This is a genomic window from Leptolyngbya sp. NK1-12 (genome assembly GCF_032598965.1).
GTDB lineage: Bacteria > Cyanobacteriota > Cyanobacteriia > Elainellales > Elainellaceae > Elainella.
In genome coordinates, this window is sequence record NZ_CP053586.1 from 3,694,543 (window position 1) to 3,711,350 (window position 16,808).

The 16,808-nt window shown below is 49.6% G+C and carries 22 protein-coding genes and 1 pseudogene; 12 read left to right on the forward strand and 11 right to left on the reverse strand.

The window, feature by feature from the left end:
* Positions 1–101 precede the first annotated feature (101 nt).
* The 4 genes from HJG54_RS15615 to HJG54_RS15630 are packed head-to-tail and all read left to right on the forward strand — an operon-like array spanning position 102 to position 2,294.
* Positions 102–509 carry a VOC family protein gene (locus HJG54_RS15615; protein WP_316429797.1) on the forward strand — a complete coding sequence of 136 codons (408 nt, stop codon included), beginning with the start codon at positions 102–104 and terminating at the stop codon, positions 507–509.
* Between the two features lie 23 nt (positions 510–532).
* On the forward strand, positions 533–1,051 hold the full coding sequence (locus HJG54_RS15620) for an SRPBCC family protein (RefSeq protein ID WP_316429798.1): 519 nt from the start codon (positions 533–535) through the stop codon (positions 1,049–1,051).
* A 29-nt stretch (positions 1,052–1,080) separates the two neighbouring features.
* Positions 1,081–1,680, forward strand: a complete 600-nt coding sequence (locus HJG54_RS15625) for a glutathione S-transferase family protein (protein WP_316429800.1) — start codon at positions 1,081–1,083, stop codon at positions 1,678–1,680.
* 41 nt (positions 1,681–1,721) lie between these two features.
* On the forward strand, positions 1,722–2,294 hold the full coding sequence (locus HJG54_RS15630) for a TetR/AcrR family transcriptional regulator (protein ID WP_316429801.1): 573 nt from the start codon (positions 1,722–1,724) through the stop codon (positions 2,292–2,294).
* A gap of 3 nt (positions 2,295–2,297) precedes the next feature.
* Here the strand turns inward: HJG54_RS15630 and HJG54_RS15635 are convergent, their stop codons facing one another.
* Together HJG54_RS15635 and HJG54_RS15640 are read right to left on the reverse strand one after the other, a co-directional pair.
* Complete coding sequence (locus tag HJG54_RS15635) at positions 2,298–2,852, reverse strand: XRE family transcriptional regulator (protein ID WP_316429803.1); 555 nt, start codon at positions 2,850–2,852, stop codon at positions 2,298–2,300.
* Between the two features lie 184 nt (positions 2,853–3,036).
* Positions 3,037–3,993 carry a heterodisulfide reductase-related iron-sulfur binding cluster gene (locus HJG54_RS15640; protein WP_316429804.1) on the reverse strand — a complete coding sequence of 319 codons (957 nt, stop codon included), beginning with the start codon at positions 3,991–3,993 and terminating at the stop codon, positions 3,037–3,039.
* Positions 3,994–4,336: 343 nt separating this feature from the next.
* On the opposite strand from HJG54_RS15640, the gene HJG54_RS15645 reads away from it, so the two are divergent.
* The 4 genes from HJG54_RS15645 to HJG54_RS15660 all read left to right on the forward strand — a co-directional run bounded on the left by HJG54_RS15645 (position 4,337) and on the right by HJG54_RS15660 (position 7,832).
* Positions 4,337–5,329 carry an ABC transporter substrate-binding protein gene (locus HJG54_RS15645; protein WP_316429805.1) on the forward strand — a complete coding sequence of 331 codons (993 nt, stop codon included), beginning with the start codon at positions 4,337–4,339 and terminating at the stop codon, positions 5,327–5,329.
* Positions 5,330–5,404: 75 nt separating this feature from the next.
* Complete coding sequence (locus HJG54_RS15650; RefSeq protein WP_316429806.1) at positions 5,405–6,205, forward strand: ABC transporter ATP-binding protein; 801 nt, start codon at positions 5,405–5,407, stop codon at positions 6,203–6,205.
* Positions 6,202–7,020, forward strand: coding sequence for an ABC transporter permease (locus HJG54_RS15655; RefSeq protein WP_316429807.1), 819 nt, complete (start codon positions 6,202–6,204; stop codon positions 7,018–7,020). Before HJG54_RS15650 ends, HJG54_RS15655 begins: the two co-directional genes overlap by 4 nt.
* Positions 7,021–7,058: 38 nt before the next feature.
* Entirely contained in the window at positions 7,059–7,832 is a 774-nt protein-coding gene (locus HJG54_RS15660; protein WP_316429809.1) for an MOSC domain-containing protein, read from the forward strand.
* 392 nt (positions 7,833–8,224) lie between these two features.
* Here HJG54_RS15660 and HJG54_RS15665 read toward each other — a convergent pair whose 3' ends face one another.
* A complete protein-coding gene (locus HJG54_RS15665) occupies positions 8,225–9,274 on the reverse strand; it encodes a metal-dependent hydrolase (protein ID WP_316429812.1) in 1,050 nt (349 codons plus the stop codon).
* A gap of 225 nt (positions 9,275–9,499) precedes the next feature.
* Between HJG54_RS15665 and HJG54_RS15670 the strand changes: the two genes are divergently transcribed.
* On the forward strand, positions 9,500–9,628 hold the full coding sequence (locus tag HJG54_RS15670) for an uL30 family ribosomal protein (protein WP_316429814.1): 129 nt from the start codon (positions 9,500–9,502) through the stop codon (positions 9,626–9,628).
* Positions 9,629–9,722: 94 nt separating this feature from the next.
* Here HJG54_RS15670 and HJG54_RS15675 read toward each other — a convergent pair whose 3' ends face one another.
* From HJG54_RS15675 to HJG54_RS15685, 3 genes are all read right to left on the reverse strand, one after another.
* A complete protein-coding gene (locus HJG54_RS15675) occupies positions 9,723–10,271 on the reverse strand; it encodes a Uma2 family endonuclease (protein ID WP_316429816.1) in 549 nt (182 codons plus the stop codon).
* A gap of 69 nt (positions 10,272–10,340) precedes the next feature.
* On the reverse strand, positions 10,341–11,171 hold the full coding sequence (locus tag HJG54_RS15680; protein WP_316429818.1) for a hypothetical protein: 831 nt from the start codon (positions 11,169–11,171) through the stop codon (positions 10,341–10,343).
* Positions 11,138–11,695: a hypothetical protein gene (locus HJG54_RS15685; protein WP_316429820.1), complete on the reverse strand. Its 558-nt coding sequence runs from the start codon at positions 11,693–11,695 to the stop codon at positions 11,138–11,140. The genes HJG54_RS15680 and HJG54_RS15685 overlap by 34 nt, the downstream gene beginning before the upstream one ends.
* 448 nt (positions 11,696–12,143) lie before the next feature.
* Here HJG54_RS15685 and HJG54_RS15690 point away from each other — a divergent pair, with 448 nt between their 5' ends.
* The gene (locus HJG54_RS15690; protein WP_316429822.1) at positions 12,144–12,479 is read left to right on the forward strand and encodes a TRADD-N-associated membrane domain-containing protein; all 336 of its coding nucleotides are present in this window, start codon (positions 12,144–12,146) and stop codon (positions 12,477–12,479) included.
* Here the strand turns inward: HJG54_RS15690 and HJG54_RS15695 are convergent.
* A complete protein-coding gene (locus tag HJG54_RS15695; RefSeq protein ID WP_316429824.1) occupies positions 12,476–12,721 on the reverse strand; it encodes a hypothetical protein in 246 nt (81 codons plus the stop codon). The two genes, HJG54_RS15690 and HJG54_RS15695, sit on opposite strands and share 4 nt — an antisense overlap.
* Before the next feature lie 167 nt (positions 12,722–12,888).
* Here HJG54_RS15695 and HJG54_RS15700 point away from each other — a divergent pair, with 167 nt between their 5' ends.
* On the forward strand, positions 12,889–13,617 hold the full coding sequence (locus tag HJG54_RS15700; RefSeq protein WP_316429825.1) for a hypothetical protein: 729 nt from the start codon (positions 12,889–12,891) through the stop codon (positions 13,615–13,617).
* Here HJG54_RS15700 and HJG54_RS15705 read toward each other — a convergent pair.
* Genes HJG54_RS15705 through HJG54_RS15720 form a run of 4 tightly spaced genes read right to left on the reverse strand, consistent with a single transcriptional unit; the run spans position 13,597 to position 16,246 of the window.
* On the reverse strand, positions 13,597–13,728 hold the full coding sequence (locus HJG54_RS15705) for a hypothetical protein (protein ID WP_316429826.1): 132 nt from the start codon (positions 13,726–13,728) through the stop codon (positions 13,597–13,599). The two genes, HJG54_RS15700 and HJG54_RS15705, sit on opposite strands and share 21 nt — an antisense overlap.
* 54 nt (positions 13,729–13,782) lie before the next feature.
* Positions 13,783–14,028, reverse strand: a complete 246-nt coding sequence (locus HJG54_RS15710; protein ID WP_316429828.1) for a hypothetical protein — start codon at positions 14,026–14,028, stop codon at positions 13,783–13,785.
* A gap of 54 nt (positions 14,029–14,082) precedes the next feature.
* Positions 14,083–14,571 carry a hypothetical protein gene (locus tag HJG54_RS15715; protein WP_316429830.1) on the reverse strand — a complete coding sequence of 163 codons (489 nt, stop codon included), beginning with the start codon at positions 14,569–14,571 and terminating at the stop codon, positions 14,083–14,085.
* Positions 14,561–16,246 carry a hypothetical protein gene (locus HJG54_RS15720; RefSeq protein ID WP_316429832.1) on the reverse strand — a complete coding sequence of 562 codons (1,686 nt, stop codon included), beginning with the start codon at positions 16,244–16,246 and terminating at the stop codon, positions 14,561–14,563. Before HJG54_RS15720 ends, HJG54_RS15715 begins: the two co-directional genes overlap by 11 nt.
* 185 nt (positions 16,247–16,431) lie before the next feature.
* Between HJG54_RS15720 and HJG54_RS15725 the strand changes: the two are divergent.
* Positions 16,432–16,806, forward strand: a pseudogene (locus HJG54_RS15725) (ISNCY family transposase); the annotation flags it as partial.
* Between the last annotated feature and the right edge of the window lie 2 nt (positions 16,807–16,808).

Consider the following 16,808-nt stretch of genomic DNA (forward strand, 5'->3'; position numbering starts at 1 on the left):
TCTGTGAGAGCCGATTTTCACCTTCGGTAGCTTTAGCGACAGTTTAGCTGTACTTTTGCTATTATTGTATCGATCGTTCGGTACAGCCCACGAGAGGTTTTATGTTCTGTATCACTCATTACGACCATGTGGGAGTTCGTGTCACCAATCGCGAGCAAGCTATCGCGTTTTACCGCAAACTGGGGTTTGAAATTGAGCCAGAAGAAGATTCACCGCAGTTCAACGCTGTAGGGCTAATCAATGCTGAAGGGGTTCGGATCAATCTGATTTACAACGGTGAGACTCCTCCTGAGAACCGCAATGTCTTGATGGATATTTCGGAGAAGTATCCAGGATATACCCATTACGCGGTGATTGTTGATAGCTTACAAAAAGTTCTGGATTGGGCTGCACAAGAGGGAATCCCGATTACCGAAGGCCCGCTGGTAATTGGCGGTCGCCGCACGGTCTGCTTTATTCGCGACCCTGATGGGAATGTGGTCGAATTTGACGAGCTACTGCCCGCATAAATCGATAAAAAGGATTCTGAATCATGAGCATTGTTGCCGAGGAGCAAGACTACGCCATCAGCTATTCCCGTAGAATTGCCGCGCCGCATCAAAAGGTTTGGGAGGTAATTTCTGGTTCTGGCTCGCTGGCAACCTGCCATCCGTTTGTGCAGTCACAAACATCTCTTGATGGTCACGGTGTAGGAGCTGCTGATGCCATTACTTACAACAGTGGCTTGACTTTGAGCCGAAAATTTGTGCAGTGGTATGAAGGATCGGGGTTTGACCTCGATCTGATTTGGGAAAGTGGCGATGCTGCCTATGTATCCTGGCGTGTCAGTCCAGATGGCGAAGCTGGAACCTTGCTCACTGTTGTTTTCACGCCGCCGCATGTGCGTGATTCTATGTGTGACGAAGCGCGGGCGTTTATTCATGGATTGCGCCTAAAGCCGATGGTTGAACTCTACCTCACCTCAATGCTGAAAGGAATCCAGTACTTCTTGGAAACCGGGGAGCAGGTTCATCGCAATCAGTTTGGCTCACACCCCTGGTTTTCACCGTAACTTGTGACTATTTACTATCAGAGAGGAATATGAAAAGAATCCTGTTTGGACATCCGCTTTCAGGCAATACTCACCGCGTTCGCCTGCTGTTGGGAATGCTGAATCTACCTTATGAGGAGATCCCAGTTGATATTCCGGCTGGTGAGCAGAAGAAGCCAGAGTATGTTGCCATCAATCCGCTTGGCCTAGTGCCTGTATTGATAGAAGGCGATCAAAAGATTCGAGACAGTCATGCAATCTTGACTTACTTGGCTCGTGCCTACGGAGGTGAGCAATGGCTACCATCTAATCCATTTCAGCAAGCAACTGTAGCTCAATGGCTTTCGTTTTCTGCCAATGAAATTCACAATAGTGCTAATCTGGCGCGACTGCATTTTCTCCTCGGTGTTCCGGTGGATCTGCCAGTCGTGCAAGATCGCGCTCGCAGTGCCCTGCATGTGGTCAATCAGCATCTTGCCGACCGCGAGTGGCTAGAACTCGATCGACCAACGATTGCCGATCTAGCTTGCTTCCCCTACCTAGGATTGGTCGAAGAAGGCAAAGTTTCACGCGCTGCTTATCCTAATGTCAACCGCTGGATTGACCGAATCAAGGCACTGCCCGGATATGTCTCAATGCCAGGTTTGTAGCCCTATCAGAGCTAAAATGAACAATAAAACCAGCTTTCGCTATGCCAGCTCCATCGATTCCCAAATCAGAAGTCCTCGACCGTCTCACGAAGACCTTCCGCACCTACGGTTATGAAGGGGCTAGTCTTGCTAAGCTCTCAGAAGCAGCAGGACTTGGCAGATCGAGCCTCTATCACTACTTTCCTGGTGGTAAAGAGGAGATGGCTCAGGCAGTGCTTGCTCATGCCAACGCCTGGTTAGAAACTCACGTACTTACTCCGTTAGTTTCAGCAGATTCGCCAGAGAAACGGCTCCGGGCAATGGCAAACCAGCTCGAAAGCTTTTACGAAGGTGGTCAGGAGGCTTGCTTGCTTGGCATTATGGCGTTGGGCGATGCTCGCGATCTCTTTCAGCAGGAGATTAGTACGGCAATTACAAGCTGGGTGAACGCCATCGCTACTGTGTTTCGCGATGCAGGTTATCCTCCAACAAAGGCGACAAAATTAGCGAGCGAAGTTGTGCGAGACATTCAAGGGGCACTGGTGCTCTCGCGAGGGCTGAATGACACCAAGCTGTTTCGAGATCTGCTGCGTGAGCTACCCAATCGTGCCCGTACAGCGGCACAGAGCGGTTAGCAATTAGCCCACGGCAGTTGAATCAATCACCAAAAAGAAATGGCTTGATTCTGTGCCCGGATTGTAGAAATCATGCGTCACATCTGCTGCAAAGAAGATGCTGTCTCCCTCCTCCAGGATTCCTTCGATATCGCCCACAGCATATTTCAAGCAACCCTTGATCACGGTAATATGTTCCATCGTATTGTGACGGTGAGCCGGAAACGATCCGGTCTGACCGGGCGGAACCACATACCAGATCACCTCTAATCCCCGCTGCACAAAACCAGGTGAGAGCAAATGCCTTTCAACGCCGGTTTGTGGCTCAACCAGAACATGACGTTCTTCACGACGGATCACAACAACGGTTCTTTCGTCGCGGTCGTCTTCCCCTAGCAATTGGGAAACTGTGTATCCAAAAACTTCGGCAATTTGACAGACAACTTTAATAGTTGGATTTTTAGTGCCTCGCTCAATGTCAGAAAGCATAGCGCGGCTGACTCCGGTGCATTCTGCCAGATCATCCAAAGTCAATCCTCGTTGTAAGCGCAAAGCCCTGATGTTACTGCCTAAGTCCACAGCTCAACCTCCTGCCATCATCATAGCGGACACCAGCTCTTTCAAGCTGTTAAATTTAGGCGTATGTTAGGCTAGCTAAAACGATCCGCGAAGCAACCTTGAGCCAGTTGAAGCGGCATACTCTGACCAACGAGTCCATATCAGTGCATCTCGCCAGTTATATCTACGGCAGGAAATCCTTTTTTCAGTTTGCACCGCTCACTAAATATTCCCGGATCACCTGGCGAACAGTGGTTTCTTCCTTCGGATCAAAGCGATCTGCGACTTCCTCCCAAATCCTGTCTTCATCACCAAGTTCGACAAAGTAGCCGTAGCGATCGAGTGTCTGCAAGCCAACTCGCTCAGCGATTAAATCTACATAGTTCACACAGGATATTCCATATCGCTGCGCTGACCTGAATACGGCTCGATGGCAAGAATGATACAGAGTGACAATTGTATCAGCAGTTGCGCTGACCTGAGCAATCGACGCATCTAATGCTTTTGAGAACGGTTCACTTGGATGTTCAGCGTTCGTTGCACAATGGTAGCTAAACCCTGTGAGTTTGCCTCCTTCGACAATCCGGATACCCTGAAGCTGACTCAAAATCTGCTTCACAGCCGCAACATTTCTCAGATCTTGTTCATCATATCCATGCTGGTGCAGGGCGACGATTCGCGATTTACCGGGATAGGTTTGAGGAAATTTAGCAAGGTTTCTTACCAAAAAATCGGGAGCAGACATTACATCATACTTTCCTTTATGCCAATGCTCTCCAGATTTCTTTTGGAACTGTCTGGGGCAAGTTGGACACCAAAGAATAACCTGTTTTGGGTTGAACTGTTCAAATAAACTGATTGCTTGTATCCCTTGACGATCGCCAATTCTAGAATTTTCCCCAAGCACAGCATGAGGGAAACCGCAGCAGAAAGCTGGGCCGCCCAAAACAATAACATCTTCACAAATCAATTGGACAAGTTTGACAAATTGTGAGGCTAAATGAATCGTTCGTAATACGTTGCATCCTAGATAAATGATTGTTTGAGCGCGACCAGCTTTAGCGGCATTAATTCGAGTGTTTTGCCAAAACTGATCTTCAACACTCTCAAGCTGCATTCTGACCAAGACATTCACTCCACCGTAATACTGGGAAATATCCATTCTGGTTGGCCTTATTTTATAAAGTGATTTGCAGTAATCTGTCTATTATAGAGGAAATAAACTGAGAAAATTTCTAAAAATTAGCCGAGAATAGAAAATAAAAATCCACTAAAAAGGAATTTTCATCCAGAATGTATCTGATCAAACAGTATTCCAAGTCTGATGAGTTTAGGATTCTCAGCAATGATCCAAGATTAAATGCCCTGAATTCACATCTCATGAGGTGCCCTTCAGTCATGAAAGATGCCAGTGTTGGCGCATTGAGGTATCAGGCTGTTCCTTAAAGACCGCTCTAACAAATATTTGAAGTGAGGCTGCGATGAGTATTGATAGGCGTAGGTTCTTGCAAGCTGGCGTTGGAACTTCATTAGCAGCAGTGTTGCATAGCTGTACACAATCGTCTCAACCCTCAACGGGTGACTCGTTATCATCAGCAGAACCACCGATTAAGATCAGGGTTGGATTTTGGCCAATTACCGCAGGACTGCCCCTCTATTTTGGGGTAAACCAGGGGTTATTTAAGGCAGCAGGATTAGAGGTAGAAGCGGTCAAATTCGCTTCGGCACAGCAGGTTGCGGAAGCGGGAATTGCAGGGCGAATAGAAGGAACGGTTGCACTAGCGACAGGAGCATTAGGGCTTGCTGAAATTGCGTCACCAGGGTTGTTTAAGATCATTGCAACCAATGTTAGCAATGTAGATATGATCTTCGATGAGTTTATTGTTGAAAAAGATGCGCCATTTCAATCAATCGCAGATTTGAGGGGAAAACGAGTATCTTGCTCGCCAGGACCACAGAACGTGGCGATCGCCAAGGGAATTCTGAGAAAGAACGGCATTGAATATCCACAGGTTGAACCTTTGGATATTAAGCAACACATCGCTGCAATTGAGGCAAAGCAGGTGGATGCCATCTTCACATTAGAACCAACTGGAACGATTGGCCGACTGAAAGGGATCACGCGAGTTTTAGAATCTGGGGTAATCTCTAAATATCTCTTAGGAGATCCGAAAGCGCTTTGGCATGGTGGCTCTGTTTCTCTCACCAGCCAGTTTCTCAAGACTCACCCCCAAACTGCAAAAAAGTATATTGGAGTCGTAACTCAGGCAATTGAGACGGTTCGGAATCAGCCTGATGTTGTACGCCCTGCCTTGGAGGAATACACAGCCGTTAAAGGAGACCTGAGCCGGGAAGTTCCGCTGACTGGCTTTAAACTTTACAGCGAGTTTAGCGAGACTGACCTCAAGGATTTTCAAACCTACTTTGATTTCATTCATGCAGAAAAGATCCTATCGAAAAGAATAGAAGTTGCCCCCTTGATCTACAAGGATGCTTAGCCTTGCCTGATAACTTCATTCTTGCGGCTGCTTCAGTAGCCAAATGCTTTCTCTATAAAACTTGTCGAGGCTGTGATGGTTGAATTTGCTACAAGCGCTGCTCAAATGGATCAGGATCAGCAAGAAGCTTATCTTCATGTTGAGGGTCTGTGCAAGTCGTTCGCAGGGCAAGTTTTATATGATAATTTCCACCTCAGCTTAGCAAAGGGTAAGTTTATTTCGGTATTTGGCCCCAACGGCTGTGGAAAATCTACTCTGATCAATATGGTAAGTGGATTAATTCCTTGCGATCGCGGGCGAATCTCTGTTGCAGGGCTACCGATCAATCGTGCTCAGATTGGTTATGTCTTTCAAAATTATCGTGACTCCCTGTTTCCGTGGATCAGCGCGTTCGACAACATTGCTTATCCGCTGAAAGTGAATGGGCTATCAACTCGTGAATGCAAGCTAAAGGTAGAAGAATTACTAAATACTTTCGACATCAATCTTGATTTAAAGCGATACCCCTATCAGTTTTCTGGTGGGCAGCAGCAACTCATTGCGATTCTGCGGGCCATCGTTGCACAACCAGATATTCTGTTTCTTGATGAACCGTTTTCAGCATTGGATTTTGAAATGACTCTATATGTGAGAGAAAAGCTGCAAGCGGTTTTTTTAGAATCAGGATTAACAACAGTCATCGTGTCGCACGATTTGGAAGATGCTGTGTATTTAGCAGATCAGGTTTTGCTATTGAGTAAACGCCCAACTTATTTAGTAGAGAGCGTTACCTTCAATTCTCCCCGTCCACGTACACCCGATACGCTGTCAGATTCAGAATTTATTCGGGTCAAAAGTCATTGCCTAGATATCTTTCGCCAAGAAATGCGAAAATGAAGCACTTCCCCTCCCCCAAAGGTTCACCTCAAAATAGTCGTCGCAGCAAGGCGATCAATTTAGTTGAGCGATTACTGCCCTTCGTCGGTGTATTTCTATTGATATTTCTATGGACTGGAGTAGCCTCTTCAGGATGGATTAATCCAGTGCTATTGCCCACACCAATTGCTACTTTAGCTGAATTAGTCAAAGTTCTGTTTCAGAAAGAGCAGAATCTCTGGATAGACTTTGGGCTGACAGTGATGCGAACATTCCAAGCCTTCCTAATCGCAGCAGTGCTTGGCATTCCGCTTGGCATCGGTTTAGGAAGCTCTGAAAAGGTTTATCGCAGCGTGGAATTTTTAATTGATTTTTTCCGCTCCACACCTGCTAGCGCTCTAATTCCGCTGTTCATTCTTTTCTTTGGCACCAGCGATATCAATAAAGTCGCGATTTCTGCTTTCGCAGCTTTTCTAGTAATTGTGTTCAATAGTGCCTATGGAGTAATGAATGCGAGACGCTCGCGAATCTTAGCAGCAAAGGTGATGGGAGCTTCTCGGTGGGCAATCTTTCGGGATGTCTTATTTTGGGAAAGTCTCCCCCAGACTTTTATCGGACTGCGAACAGGGATCAGCGTTGCGCTAGTGATCGTAATCGTTGCTGAGATGTTTATTGGGACTCAGTATGGGTTGGGTCGCCGGATTATCGATTCCCAGCAGGTATTAAATGTCAAAGATATGTACGCTTCCATCTTGGTGACAGGGATTCTTGGCTATGTTCTGAATATGCTTTTCCTTGTGACTGAAAAGCGATTTGTCCACTGGAGCGGCAAGTAGGGCAGAAGGTCATTTACTGAATTTTAGGGAAAGATCAAATGGACAGTTTACAAGTCTCCAATCCAACTAGTAATTCAGGCAACAAGCAAGCAGATTCAACTTCTAAACCGCCCTACTTGGCTTCAATTCAAATTGGACTGCCCAAAAGCTACGGTGAAAAAGGAGCTGCTGATTGGATGGATCGCCCAGTTACGACTGCCATTGAGAAAAAATGCGTCAATCAGCCAATTTGGGTAGGAGTCAATGGGTTGGCTGGAGATGGTGTGGGGAATACAAAAATTCATGGCGGACCTGAAAGAGCTGTCTTGGTCTATGTTGCAGAGCATTACAAAGCTTGGCGCGAGGAATTGGATCGTCCTGATTTTCCCTACGGAGCTTGGGGCGAAAACTTTACGGTGACAGGGCAAACTGAAGAAACTGTTTGCATTGGTGATACCTATGCAGTTGGTAATAAAGTTCAGATTCAGGTTGGACACCCCCGTCAACCTTGCTGGGTACTTGCTCGCTATTGGCGCATCAAGAATTTGGGGCAGCGGCTACAGAAAAGTGGGCGCACAGGTTGGGCTTGTCGGGTTCTTAAAGAAGGTTATGTAGAACCCAATTTGCCTATCACCCTGCTTGAGCGTCCTTATCCACAGTGGACAATTACACGCGCCAATCAAATCATGTATCATCCACGCGGGAACGAGGCAGCAACGGCTGAATTAGCGACCTGCCCACTGCTGACTCCAGAATGGCAGCAAATTTTCTCTGATCGCGCTCATAGGGGCATTCATCCGGATCACCGCCCTCGACTACAAGGCCCTAACTGAACTTGAGAGATCAGCAGAAAATGCTTTCTGCCAGTAAATCTGATACGCTGCCATTATAACAATACTCCGGACATAATCAGGCAGCTAGAGAGCCGTAGGAGCAAAGGTCAGAGTAGTTGGGAAGATATAGGCAAGTGCTAGGGTTGCTAGTCCAGCCAATGCGAGTGTAGTACCAAGCCTCATTGCACCTGTCCTACGGCCAGAAAAATCAGCCGATTTTCTAATTCAATGACGGTTGCTATGAGAATGCCCAGATTTGTTATCCACCAACGAATATGGGTTCAATCCAGAGCCACCGATTCTTCTGGCCGCAGGACAGGTGCTCTGGATATCCCTCACCACAGGCTGGATTGCGCCAATAGCCTCTACGCCAATGCAGAGGTCTGCTATACCTACTGTCTTGCGGCCAGAACAATCGGCCTGGGCTGCACAATTTTCACCGTTAGCATTCCAACCGCATACTGGTCCTTCAGTTGCAATAAAGCCTGTTCAATCGGGTGGTGGGTGAGGCTGAGGGTGCTGCCAGTGAGTGAAGCAGTTTGGTATTGCCTGGGCTGGGGAATCAGAGTGATGGCTTCCGGCATGTCTACAACGAGGGAGCCAGTCAAGGACATCAAGGTACCTGGATATCGAGATACCAGCTCTTCGAGTTTGGCAGTAGCCTCCTCATCCGCAAAATTCAGCGTCACGCTCTGGGTAATAGCCGGTTCTCCCACCGAAGTAGACAAATGCTCCGCGATCAACTGCTGCCCTGTTTTGTAAATACCTTTGCCATCAGTCACCACAAACTCTGAACCTTCTGTGCCCAGGATGAAGTATCGCCCGTCGGCTCGGCTGCGGTCGCTGGCCCAGACGCCTTTGATTTCAGCATAGACATGATGGCTTGTGGCATGACGGTTATAGGACTGGAATATCCCCTCCTTGAGGCCCATCACCTGACTCACCTGCTGGGTAATGCCACCGCCCGTAGCAAAGTAGATCCCGACCATCAGGGTCACGATGGCACCCCCTAGCACCCAAAGCTCACCGGCTCCCCCAGTCTTGAGTCTGCGACGCGGATTACTGACGCTCACAGCCCAGGCAGGATAGGGATAAAAGAGCTGCACGCCCTGTTTGGTAAAAGTGTCTGAGAAGCAGGCCAATAGATGACCCAGTGGCAGAGCTAGTAAGGTCCAGACCTGATTGAGCAGGGAGCCGATGAACAAACTGGTCAGCGTTAGAACCAGGGTCGCCAGCAGGGAATGGGTAATGCTGCGATGGGGAAAGCGGGTCTCAATCCAACTGCTGATGGGATAGCAGATCTGGCCGATGGTGCTGGTAGTGGTGTCGAGGTCGGGGAGCTGCGAGCCGAGGATTGCCAAACCGAGCGCCAGGGGGTTGGCCGTGCCGAGGATCAGGGAGGCTCCGGCGGCGGCAATGGTGGCGTGGGTGAGGGACATCATGGGAAGTATAGGCTGAACAATATTTCCTCAAAATTCCCACAGTTGCAATCAGCTTGATTATTCTGGCCTAGGTGGTAAACCTAGCTGTTGCCGCAAGCCTTCATCATAGTCAGCCGTTTCCCAGTTTCGAGCAGTTCTAACTTGCTCCGGAACTACAAATACTCTAAAACCGAAGGCATTGACCCAATTGATCTGACACCCATACCCCTTTACAATCCACGGACCATGACCTGGAGCGAACATTTTGCCTGGAGTGAAGATACTACCCTGATCATCGGACTAACGCCTATCGGTCGAGCAACCGTGCAAACGCTCCGTCTGAATCGAGCCGGGGCAAGTGTTGTCAAGCCATAGCTACAGTCAGAGTGCGTGCTGGGGCAGTTTGATGACCCTCTAGACGTTTGGTACTTCACTGCCCCAGCTGCTTCAGCGCCCTATTGCCCCTAATCTAGGTAAATAGTCGTTGCACATCCACGACCACATCTTGAAACGCCAGCGGTGAAATCGTTCCCTCTGTCAGCGTCAGTTCCGTTTGATAGCTGCCCCGTTCTAAACCACGAAACACCTTCAACTGAGCATTCCTCAAGTCAGCAACCCAATATTCCCCAATTCCCGCTTCAGCATACACCTGCCGCTTCTTACCTAAATCCTTTGCCAAGGATGTATCCGAGTATTCAATTAACCAAAAGATTTCATCAGGATGGGGATGATGATCCAGATAGCGCCGCAGGGGAGGCTGCACAATCGCAATATCAGGCACCGGCTCCGAATCATCGGGCAGCGTCACCGGCTTGGTTTCACGCACCGACGCTCGCTCGCCCAACTGTCGCCGCAAGTATTCTGCCCCATCGCTGCTGTAACACGCATGAGGTTCCCGTTCTGGAGTCATAACCACCAGATCTCCTTGCAACAACTCCACCGGCTGATCCTCAAACAACCCAGCATCAAGCGCCGCATGGTAGCGATCTAGTGTCCACTTGTAGAGGGTAACAGTCATCGCGAAACCCCCAGGAAGTTGTTCATCGGACGATGCAATATGGCTCATTATGCCACAGACGAGCTGCCTTCACTGCCCCAACCGCTTCCTCGCGCCTCTGATGTAGCCCAACTGCTTCAACGCCATCGCCGCTACCAAGCAGACCCCACCGATGATGTAGAGCGCAGTATTGCCCGTCCCCACCCCAATGAAGCGCACCACCGCAAAGCTAAACAGCGCCGCCACAATCACCGGCATCACCACCACGTACTGGGTATGCTCCACCACATCTTGCTTCAGGCCCAGCTTCTCGCGCCGAATCACCTTACGAGCCAGCATCGGGTTGCGCCCTGCCAGTGGCTGCAATTCCGCTAGACGAGAGGAATCAAGATTTACCCCCTGCCGCTGGGCTTCGGTCTCCATCACCGCTCGAATATGGCGCTCACTCGGCAGCTCCAGTTCCACCTCGATCATCTCTAGAAAAATATCTTTGCCGGGATTAGCGGCGGCAAAGCAGACTACTCGCGCTCCAGCGGTAATCAGATCCTCTAGCCAGTAGCGAATGCCGGTGGTGAGGCGTTTGGCTTCCGGCAGAATCAGCAAGGTGTCCGGTGAGCAGTTGAGGGCAATCTCTTCCTTGAGCACCTCCATCGTCAGGGCCTTGCCGTCCCCAGTCTCGGTAGGAATATCGAGCTGCTCGGCTACGACCTTAAAGAACTGCTTGCCGCTGCCTTTGTAGATAGCAATTGCCACATCCAGCTCGCCAGCAAATCGACGATAGAGCGCCTGCGCCAATTCATCCACGCCACTGCCCGCCTCACCCAGCACCAGCACACTATAGCCAGAGCGAATCGCCGCGCTGATCTGCTCCAACTCCTTGGCGTAGATCAGGCTGCCTGAGTCTGGTGCTGACTGCGCCACCGCTCCAGAAGCTGCTCGGCTAGATGGGCGGGCTGGTATTTTGGGTTAGCCGCCTCCCGCACCCGGTCCACCTTTTGCTTCACGGCATCGGGCAGGTCCTCATAGGTAAGCCGGTTGGCTAACTCTAGCTTGATCAAGTCTCCCATCACCAACTGCTGCCCTTTCAACTCAGCCGCCTCATAAATCAAGTCCTCTAGATCCAGGCCGTCAGGATCAGGGCCGGTGTTTTGAGTGGCCTGAGCAACGGCTGCATCGAGCAAATCGGTGGATTGGGCACAGACCAGGCTGGACTCGTTGCTGTTAGGAAATCCCTCCATCTTTCCGGTTGTCTCAACATGAGACCGGAGAGCACGGATCTGATTAGCCTGCTCTTGAGTGAGGTAAGATTTGCCATCTGAATCTTTAGATGCCTTGATACCCAGATGCTTCAGATAGGCGTAGTAAGCGTCCTTTTTGATGCCTAATTCACGCATCAGCTCATCGGGGCGAATCGGGTTGAGGGTAGCAGAATTCGGGTCTGTCATTGCGAATTTTTTCCTAGCGTCATGCCCATATTATGAAAAGCCTGGGGAAAAAATCGTTCCGCGCTCCTACCCGAATTCGGGTAAAGAATCGGTAAAGCGCCTATTGATGAAGTTAAAGTTTGTGTTGTTATTTTTAGAAGGCAAGCAGTCAGTTAGTTCTGGGATTAATTGACCTTTAACGAATTACGCCAATTTACGGAATTCTTAACAGCAATCAGAACAAAGATTCAACTCAAACTGTAAATCACTTGAACATAGAGTAGAAAATTCAGGTCAAACTAGCCGCATTTTTCACGGTCATGTTGCGTGAGTGTAGCCCTTACCCGTCACTCCACCCCTGCTTCAGTCACTAATAAGTATCAACACACGAAGCCCGCCTGAGGTGAGAGTCAGACGGGCCTCAACGATTTTTCTAACCAACGGTCAGGACAAACTAGGAGTCAACATCATGTCTATTCGCTTCCCGTTCTTCAATCGTAAGCCATTTATCCAGAAACCAACACCCCCCATCCAGGGCCAGAGCAAGACGATTCAAGAGGAGGCATGGCGCGAAACCCTGCGTCAGGCTCGTCATAGTTATAATCTCTATGCGCTTGGGGTTGTCGCCACAACGATACTGAGCATCACAGCCAGCGCGTTGGTGCTGACAAATCGGCTCACCGAAGCAGGGCTAACAGCGGCGACTGGATTTGGTTTCATCACATACAGCGCCCAGATGAACAAAGAGTCTCAAGAGAAGCTACAAGAGCTACAAGAGCGCCTCCAGAAACCTCCCAAAGGTTAATCACCCCGCTCAATCTGCCCCGTTGGATCAATCCGGTGGCTGCCCCACTGCTGGGCTTGGTTCAACCCAAATCCCTGCTCCGACCTTAGCTCAAGTCCGATGCAGTGATTGTCCTCTAGCTTAGTCAAGATACCCTGATACGTTGTTTTCACTTCTGTATTCCAAGGCGGCAATTGGTGCATCGATATCAATAGACAATACTTGAGCCAGTGGATTTCATTGGCATCCAAATCAATTCTCATCAGTGGTGTACTCCAGCAACTGTTCTAGTGTGGACCACAACTTCTCAGGGTAGTGGAAAACCTACTTCTGAGGGAATTAATCAACATTTAATTCAAAGTATGGCAGGTTCAAGCAAAGTATAGATTCTGTTGACTTAAATGGATATAGAAGAGTTTGGATGACCGCAATGACTATCGGTACATTCAAAGAAGTAATTGGTACACCAAGTAACGACCGTCTAAAAGCAAAGTCTGGAGAACTTGCCTATGGGCTAGCAGGAAGGGATAGGCTACAAGCAACCATTGACCCATTACTAGGACAAGGTTCATTTCTTTTAGTAGGAGGATTCGACAACGATACCTACATTGCAGCAAGACGCGGCCTCACAGTTGTCATGGATTATGGAAACACAACTGGGCAAGATATCGGCGTTGCAAAAGGAATTGGGTTAGGACAAACCTCATTTGTATTAGACATCGAACGACGCCATCTATTAGCCGGTGATGTCAGGACCGGGCAGTTGGTCATCCTGATTGACTGGAAAAACCCTCGCAACCGCATCGAGACAATGGAACTAGCAAACCGGCGATACAGCTACTCGGAAATTGCAGGCTCCTACAAACGGTTTGCCAACTACCTGGGCAACTATTCCTGGGCAAAATTAGCCCGCCAAGGATTACTGGATTTCAGCCAAAGTGGACTTTCCCCAAGAACCGTGAACCGAGCCATTCGCACCGTCATCAAGCGAGTTGAGGAACTACAGGGAAACACTCGATTTCTAGGAAACAGAACCCCTAGCCTCGGCCACAACAGCGTGCAAAATCCCCTAGCACCACCAGACACACTATCCCTCAGCGAAATCCCCTTTCCGACGCAGAGCACAGCATTCCAAGGTTTAACTCTCTCCAGTCAATAGCCTTAAGCTATTTTGCTGCACCGCCTCAAACAAAGTTTGCCCATTAACAGCAACCGCATAAGGCAAAAACACTTCCGGCAAAAGCGCTAAACCCGATTCAACAATTGCCATCTGAGCGTCAACCCAATCCTTCGTGATTCGCCATGCTACGCGACGGGCCTGCTCCTAGGTTTTATAACGATTGGGAACCTTTGTGTCCTTTTTGGGCACCTGGTAAACTTCCTCAGCGTTACTAGGCAGTTTGAAGTTAAGTAGTTCACCGTTGAGGTCAATGGCAAAGTGAATACCAACAGGAGCACCATTACTAAACTCTGTGGAGACACTACAGGCACCATGCTTAGCCAGAATTGCCTGAATCTCTCCAATCGTCTTCAATGAATCAATAGTCGTGGTGTAGTTCAAAATCGCCATACAGAATAAGCATTTCCTTCAAAATAGCTTGCAACTATCCTCTAGCCAGAAAAATCAGTGCTTCTCCAACAGCTTCAAGGTCTCATAAATGGGTCGCCTCAGCTCATAAACCGACCGCTCCACCTCCGCAAGCTTCGCCTTGGGAATATAGCGCGACCGTTTCTTACCTCCTGGCTCCTCCCAGTAGAGCCACGCCTGCCGACAGATCCAAGGGGCCCGCTTTTTGCGCTCTCGCTTCGTCTGCTTCCAGCCAATCCAACCACAGGCTTTGGTTTCAAAGTTTGAATCAGAGGCACAGCCCATCTCCGCAGGACCCCCTAGCACTATTTTCAAGTTGCAGGTTGCACACTCCCGACCATGCGGCTGCTCAATACCACTGCCATAATCCGCCCAAACCAACAGCTCCAACCCAAGCAGCTCCAGCCTTGTTACAACTGCTTCTCCGCTTGAAGTAGCCAACAGATCGCCAGGTAAAGGAGGATTCCCAAACAAATAGGGTGAAACTTGACCGAGAAACGCAAGCTGCATACCCTTAAGGAGCATCACGGTTTACCTCCACGGGCCCACAGGCCCGCACCTCAAACTTCCAGTCAGAATGGCGCTTGCAAAGATCCCTAACCAAATCAGCGTGCCCCTCAGACCAAAGCGAAACTAATCGACGCAGCACAAAGTAACGATCACCCCAAACCATCGCCTCCAGACAATCAGTTTCAACTTCAGTAGGATCAAGAGAATTGAATAAAGCTAGCTGGGGAAAACAAAGCTGAATCACATTAGAAGCTTCAAATTCCTGAGCAGAAGAAGATTTAGGAAAGTTCTCCAAGCATTGCTCACTCATCGACGAGCGGCGGACAGATGAAGCAGATGGAAAGGGCACCAAGCCCGATTCAATTGCCCTACCCTTCATTAAGCTTTCCGAAGTGTAAAATTCCTTGCCATCAGAGGATTTTGATGATTCAGACAGCTCCTCCGAATTTTCTTCCTTAATCGCTAAATCCGGCTCCACATCTGGTGTTTTACACCATTGCTCTATAGCGATCCAGTGATCGGGATGCCACAGCTCTGGATGGCGGTATAGGGTCTTCAAACTGACGCCCTGCGCCGCGATCACCCTGGCTCTAGCGGTAGGGGTTTCTGGTAGAGTGCCCTCGGCTGTAAGTTGGCTCACGATGGTGCGAATCCGCTCCTGGGCCTCCTGAGAACGCTGCAAGTTTTTAGAAAAGGGAATGACGTTATCTGTCCCGCTGCCGTGAAAGATTCCTTCTCGCTGCCGTTCATCACCTAATCTCCAGTAATAGCCCTGCGCGGATCGCGCCCATACCGCCGCTTTGAGCTTGATCTCATGCTGGTGGCGGCACCATTGGAAGTAGCCAGGAGCCTGGATCGCGCTAGTGTGAATAAACTCAGTTAGCTCCTCATCCTGCAACCCTTCAAACACCACGCCATAACAGGCAATCGTCTTGAGCAGGTGGTTGGTCTGCCCGTAGCCGGTCCAGCCTTCGGCCATCTCGGTTCGCAGATCGCTTAGCCATGCTTCAATGTCATTCGTATAGCAGCGCCGTTTGCCTCGGCGATTGGTTCGAGCGGTGCTAATGGCTTCTCTCAGCTCCCGCATATCCTGAGCCGCTGCCGCCAAGTCCCATTGCTCAAAGAAGCGGCCTAGATCGCTAAAGGTAGGATTGAGGTCTGCATCGAGCAGGCAGGACCCGGAGTGGGGTTGCAGCGGTAGCCGGTGGGCATTGTATTCGCTGTAGGAGCCGTTGTAGGCATAGCTCTTGCAGTTGGGAAAGACCTCAAGCTGTGCCTGAGCGATGGAGAGGTCTTGTGCCTCTAGGCACTGCTGTAGGGCACTTGCTAGCCCAAAGGTGGGAACTGCCTCAGGCAGCGGTAAATAAAGGTGCAGGCCCCCAGACCAGCTAGAGCGGATTACTACCGTGCGATAGATCCCAATCGTCTCTAGAGCAGCTCGGAGTGTGGCTAGGGCATGAGGATTTTGGCTGGGGTAATAGGGGCTGCCCTGATCAATATCAATCACCCCATACCGCGTCTGGTCATCAAACCGCACGCCCACCAACTGAGAGGCATCCTGCCACAGCCGCCAGAGCACACGCGGACGCAGGGGGTACTTGGTGAGCGTTTGCCACTGGGGACTGGCTTCGTTTACTCCGACAATCGCCTGCCAGCGGTAGGGGAAAGTAAGGCAGAGGCGTTTGCCCAATGGATCTAAAGGCAGCGGCTCCGATTGTTCTAAGCTGTGGTCAGTGCGGGATTTTTCTTCTGGAAGAGCAGCAATTCTCAGTATGAGGAAACGCTGTCAAATCTCAGAAATATCGGTATTGTGAGGACATCTAAAATGAGCCAATAGAGCCAGAGCGGTTGAAAGAACGGGGTTTGTTCGATACCATCGTGGATTCTTTTCGCCAGGTGCTGTCATCGCTACCAGACAAACGCACGGGCAAGAATACTCGCTATGGCATGGAAGATGCTGCTTTAAGCGCGTTTAGCGTATTCTTCACCCAAACCCCGTCCTTTCTGGCGTACCAACGCATGATGCGAGGCAATAAGGGGCACAGCAACGCTCAGAGCCTATTTGGAGTGCATCAGATCCCGTGTGACAACCACATTCGGGACTTGCTCGATGGAGTGAACCCACAGCAGGTTTTTCCTGTATTTGAGGAAATCTTGCAAGTTTTGGATGAGCAAAAGCAGTTGAGCCAGTTTCGCTCGGTTGCAACCACCCTGTTAGTCGCGTTCGATGGCACTGAGTACTTTAGCAGCCG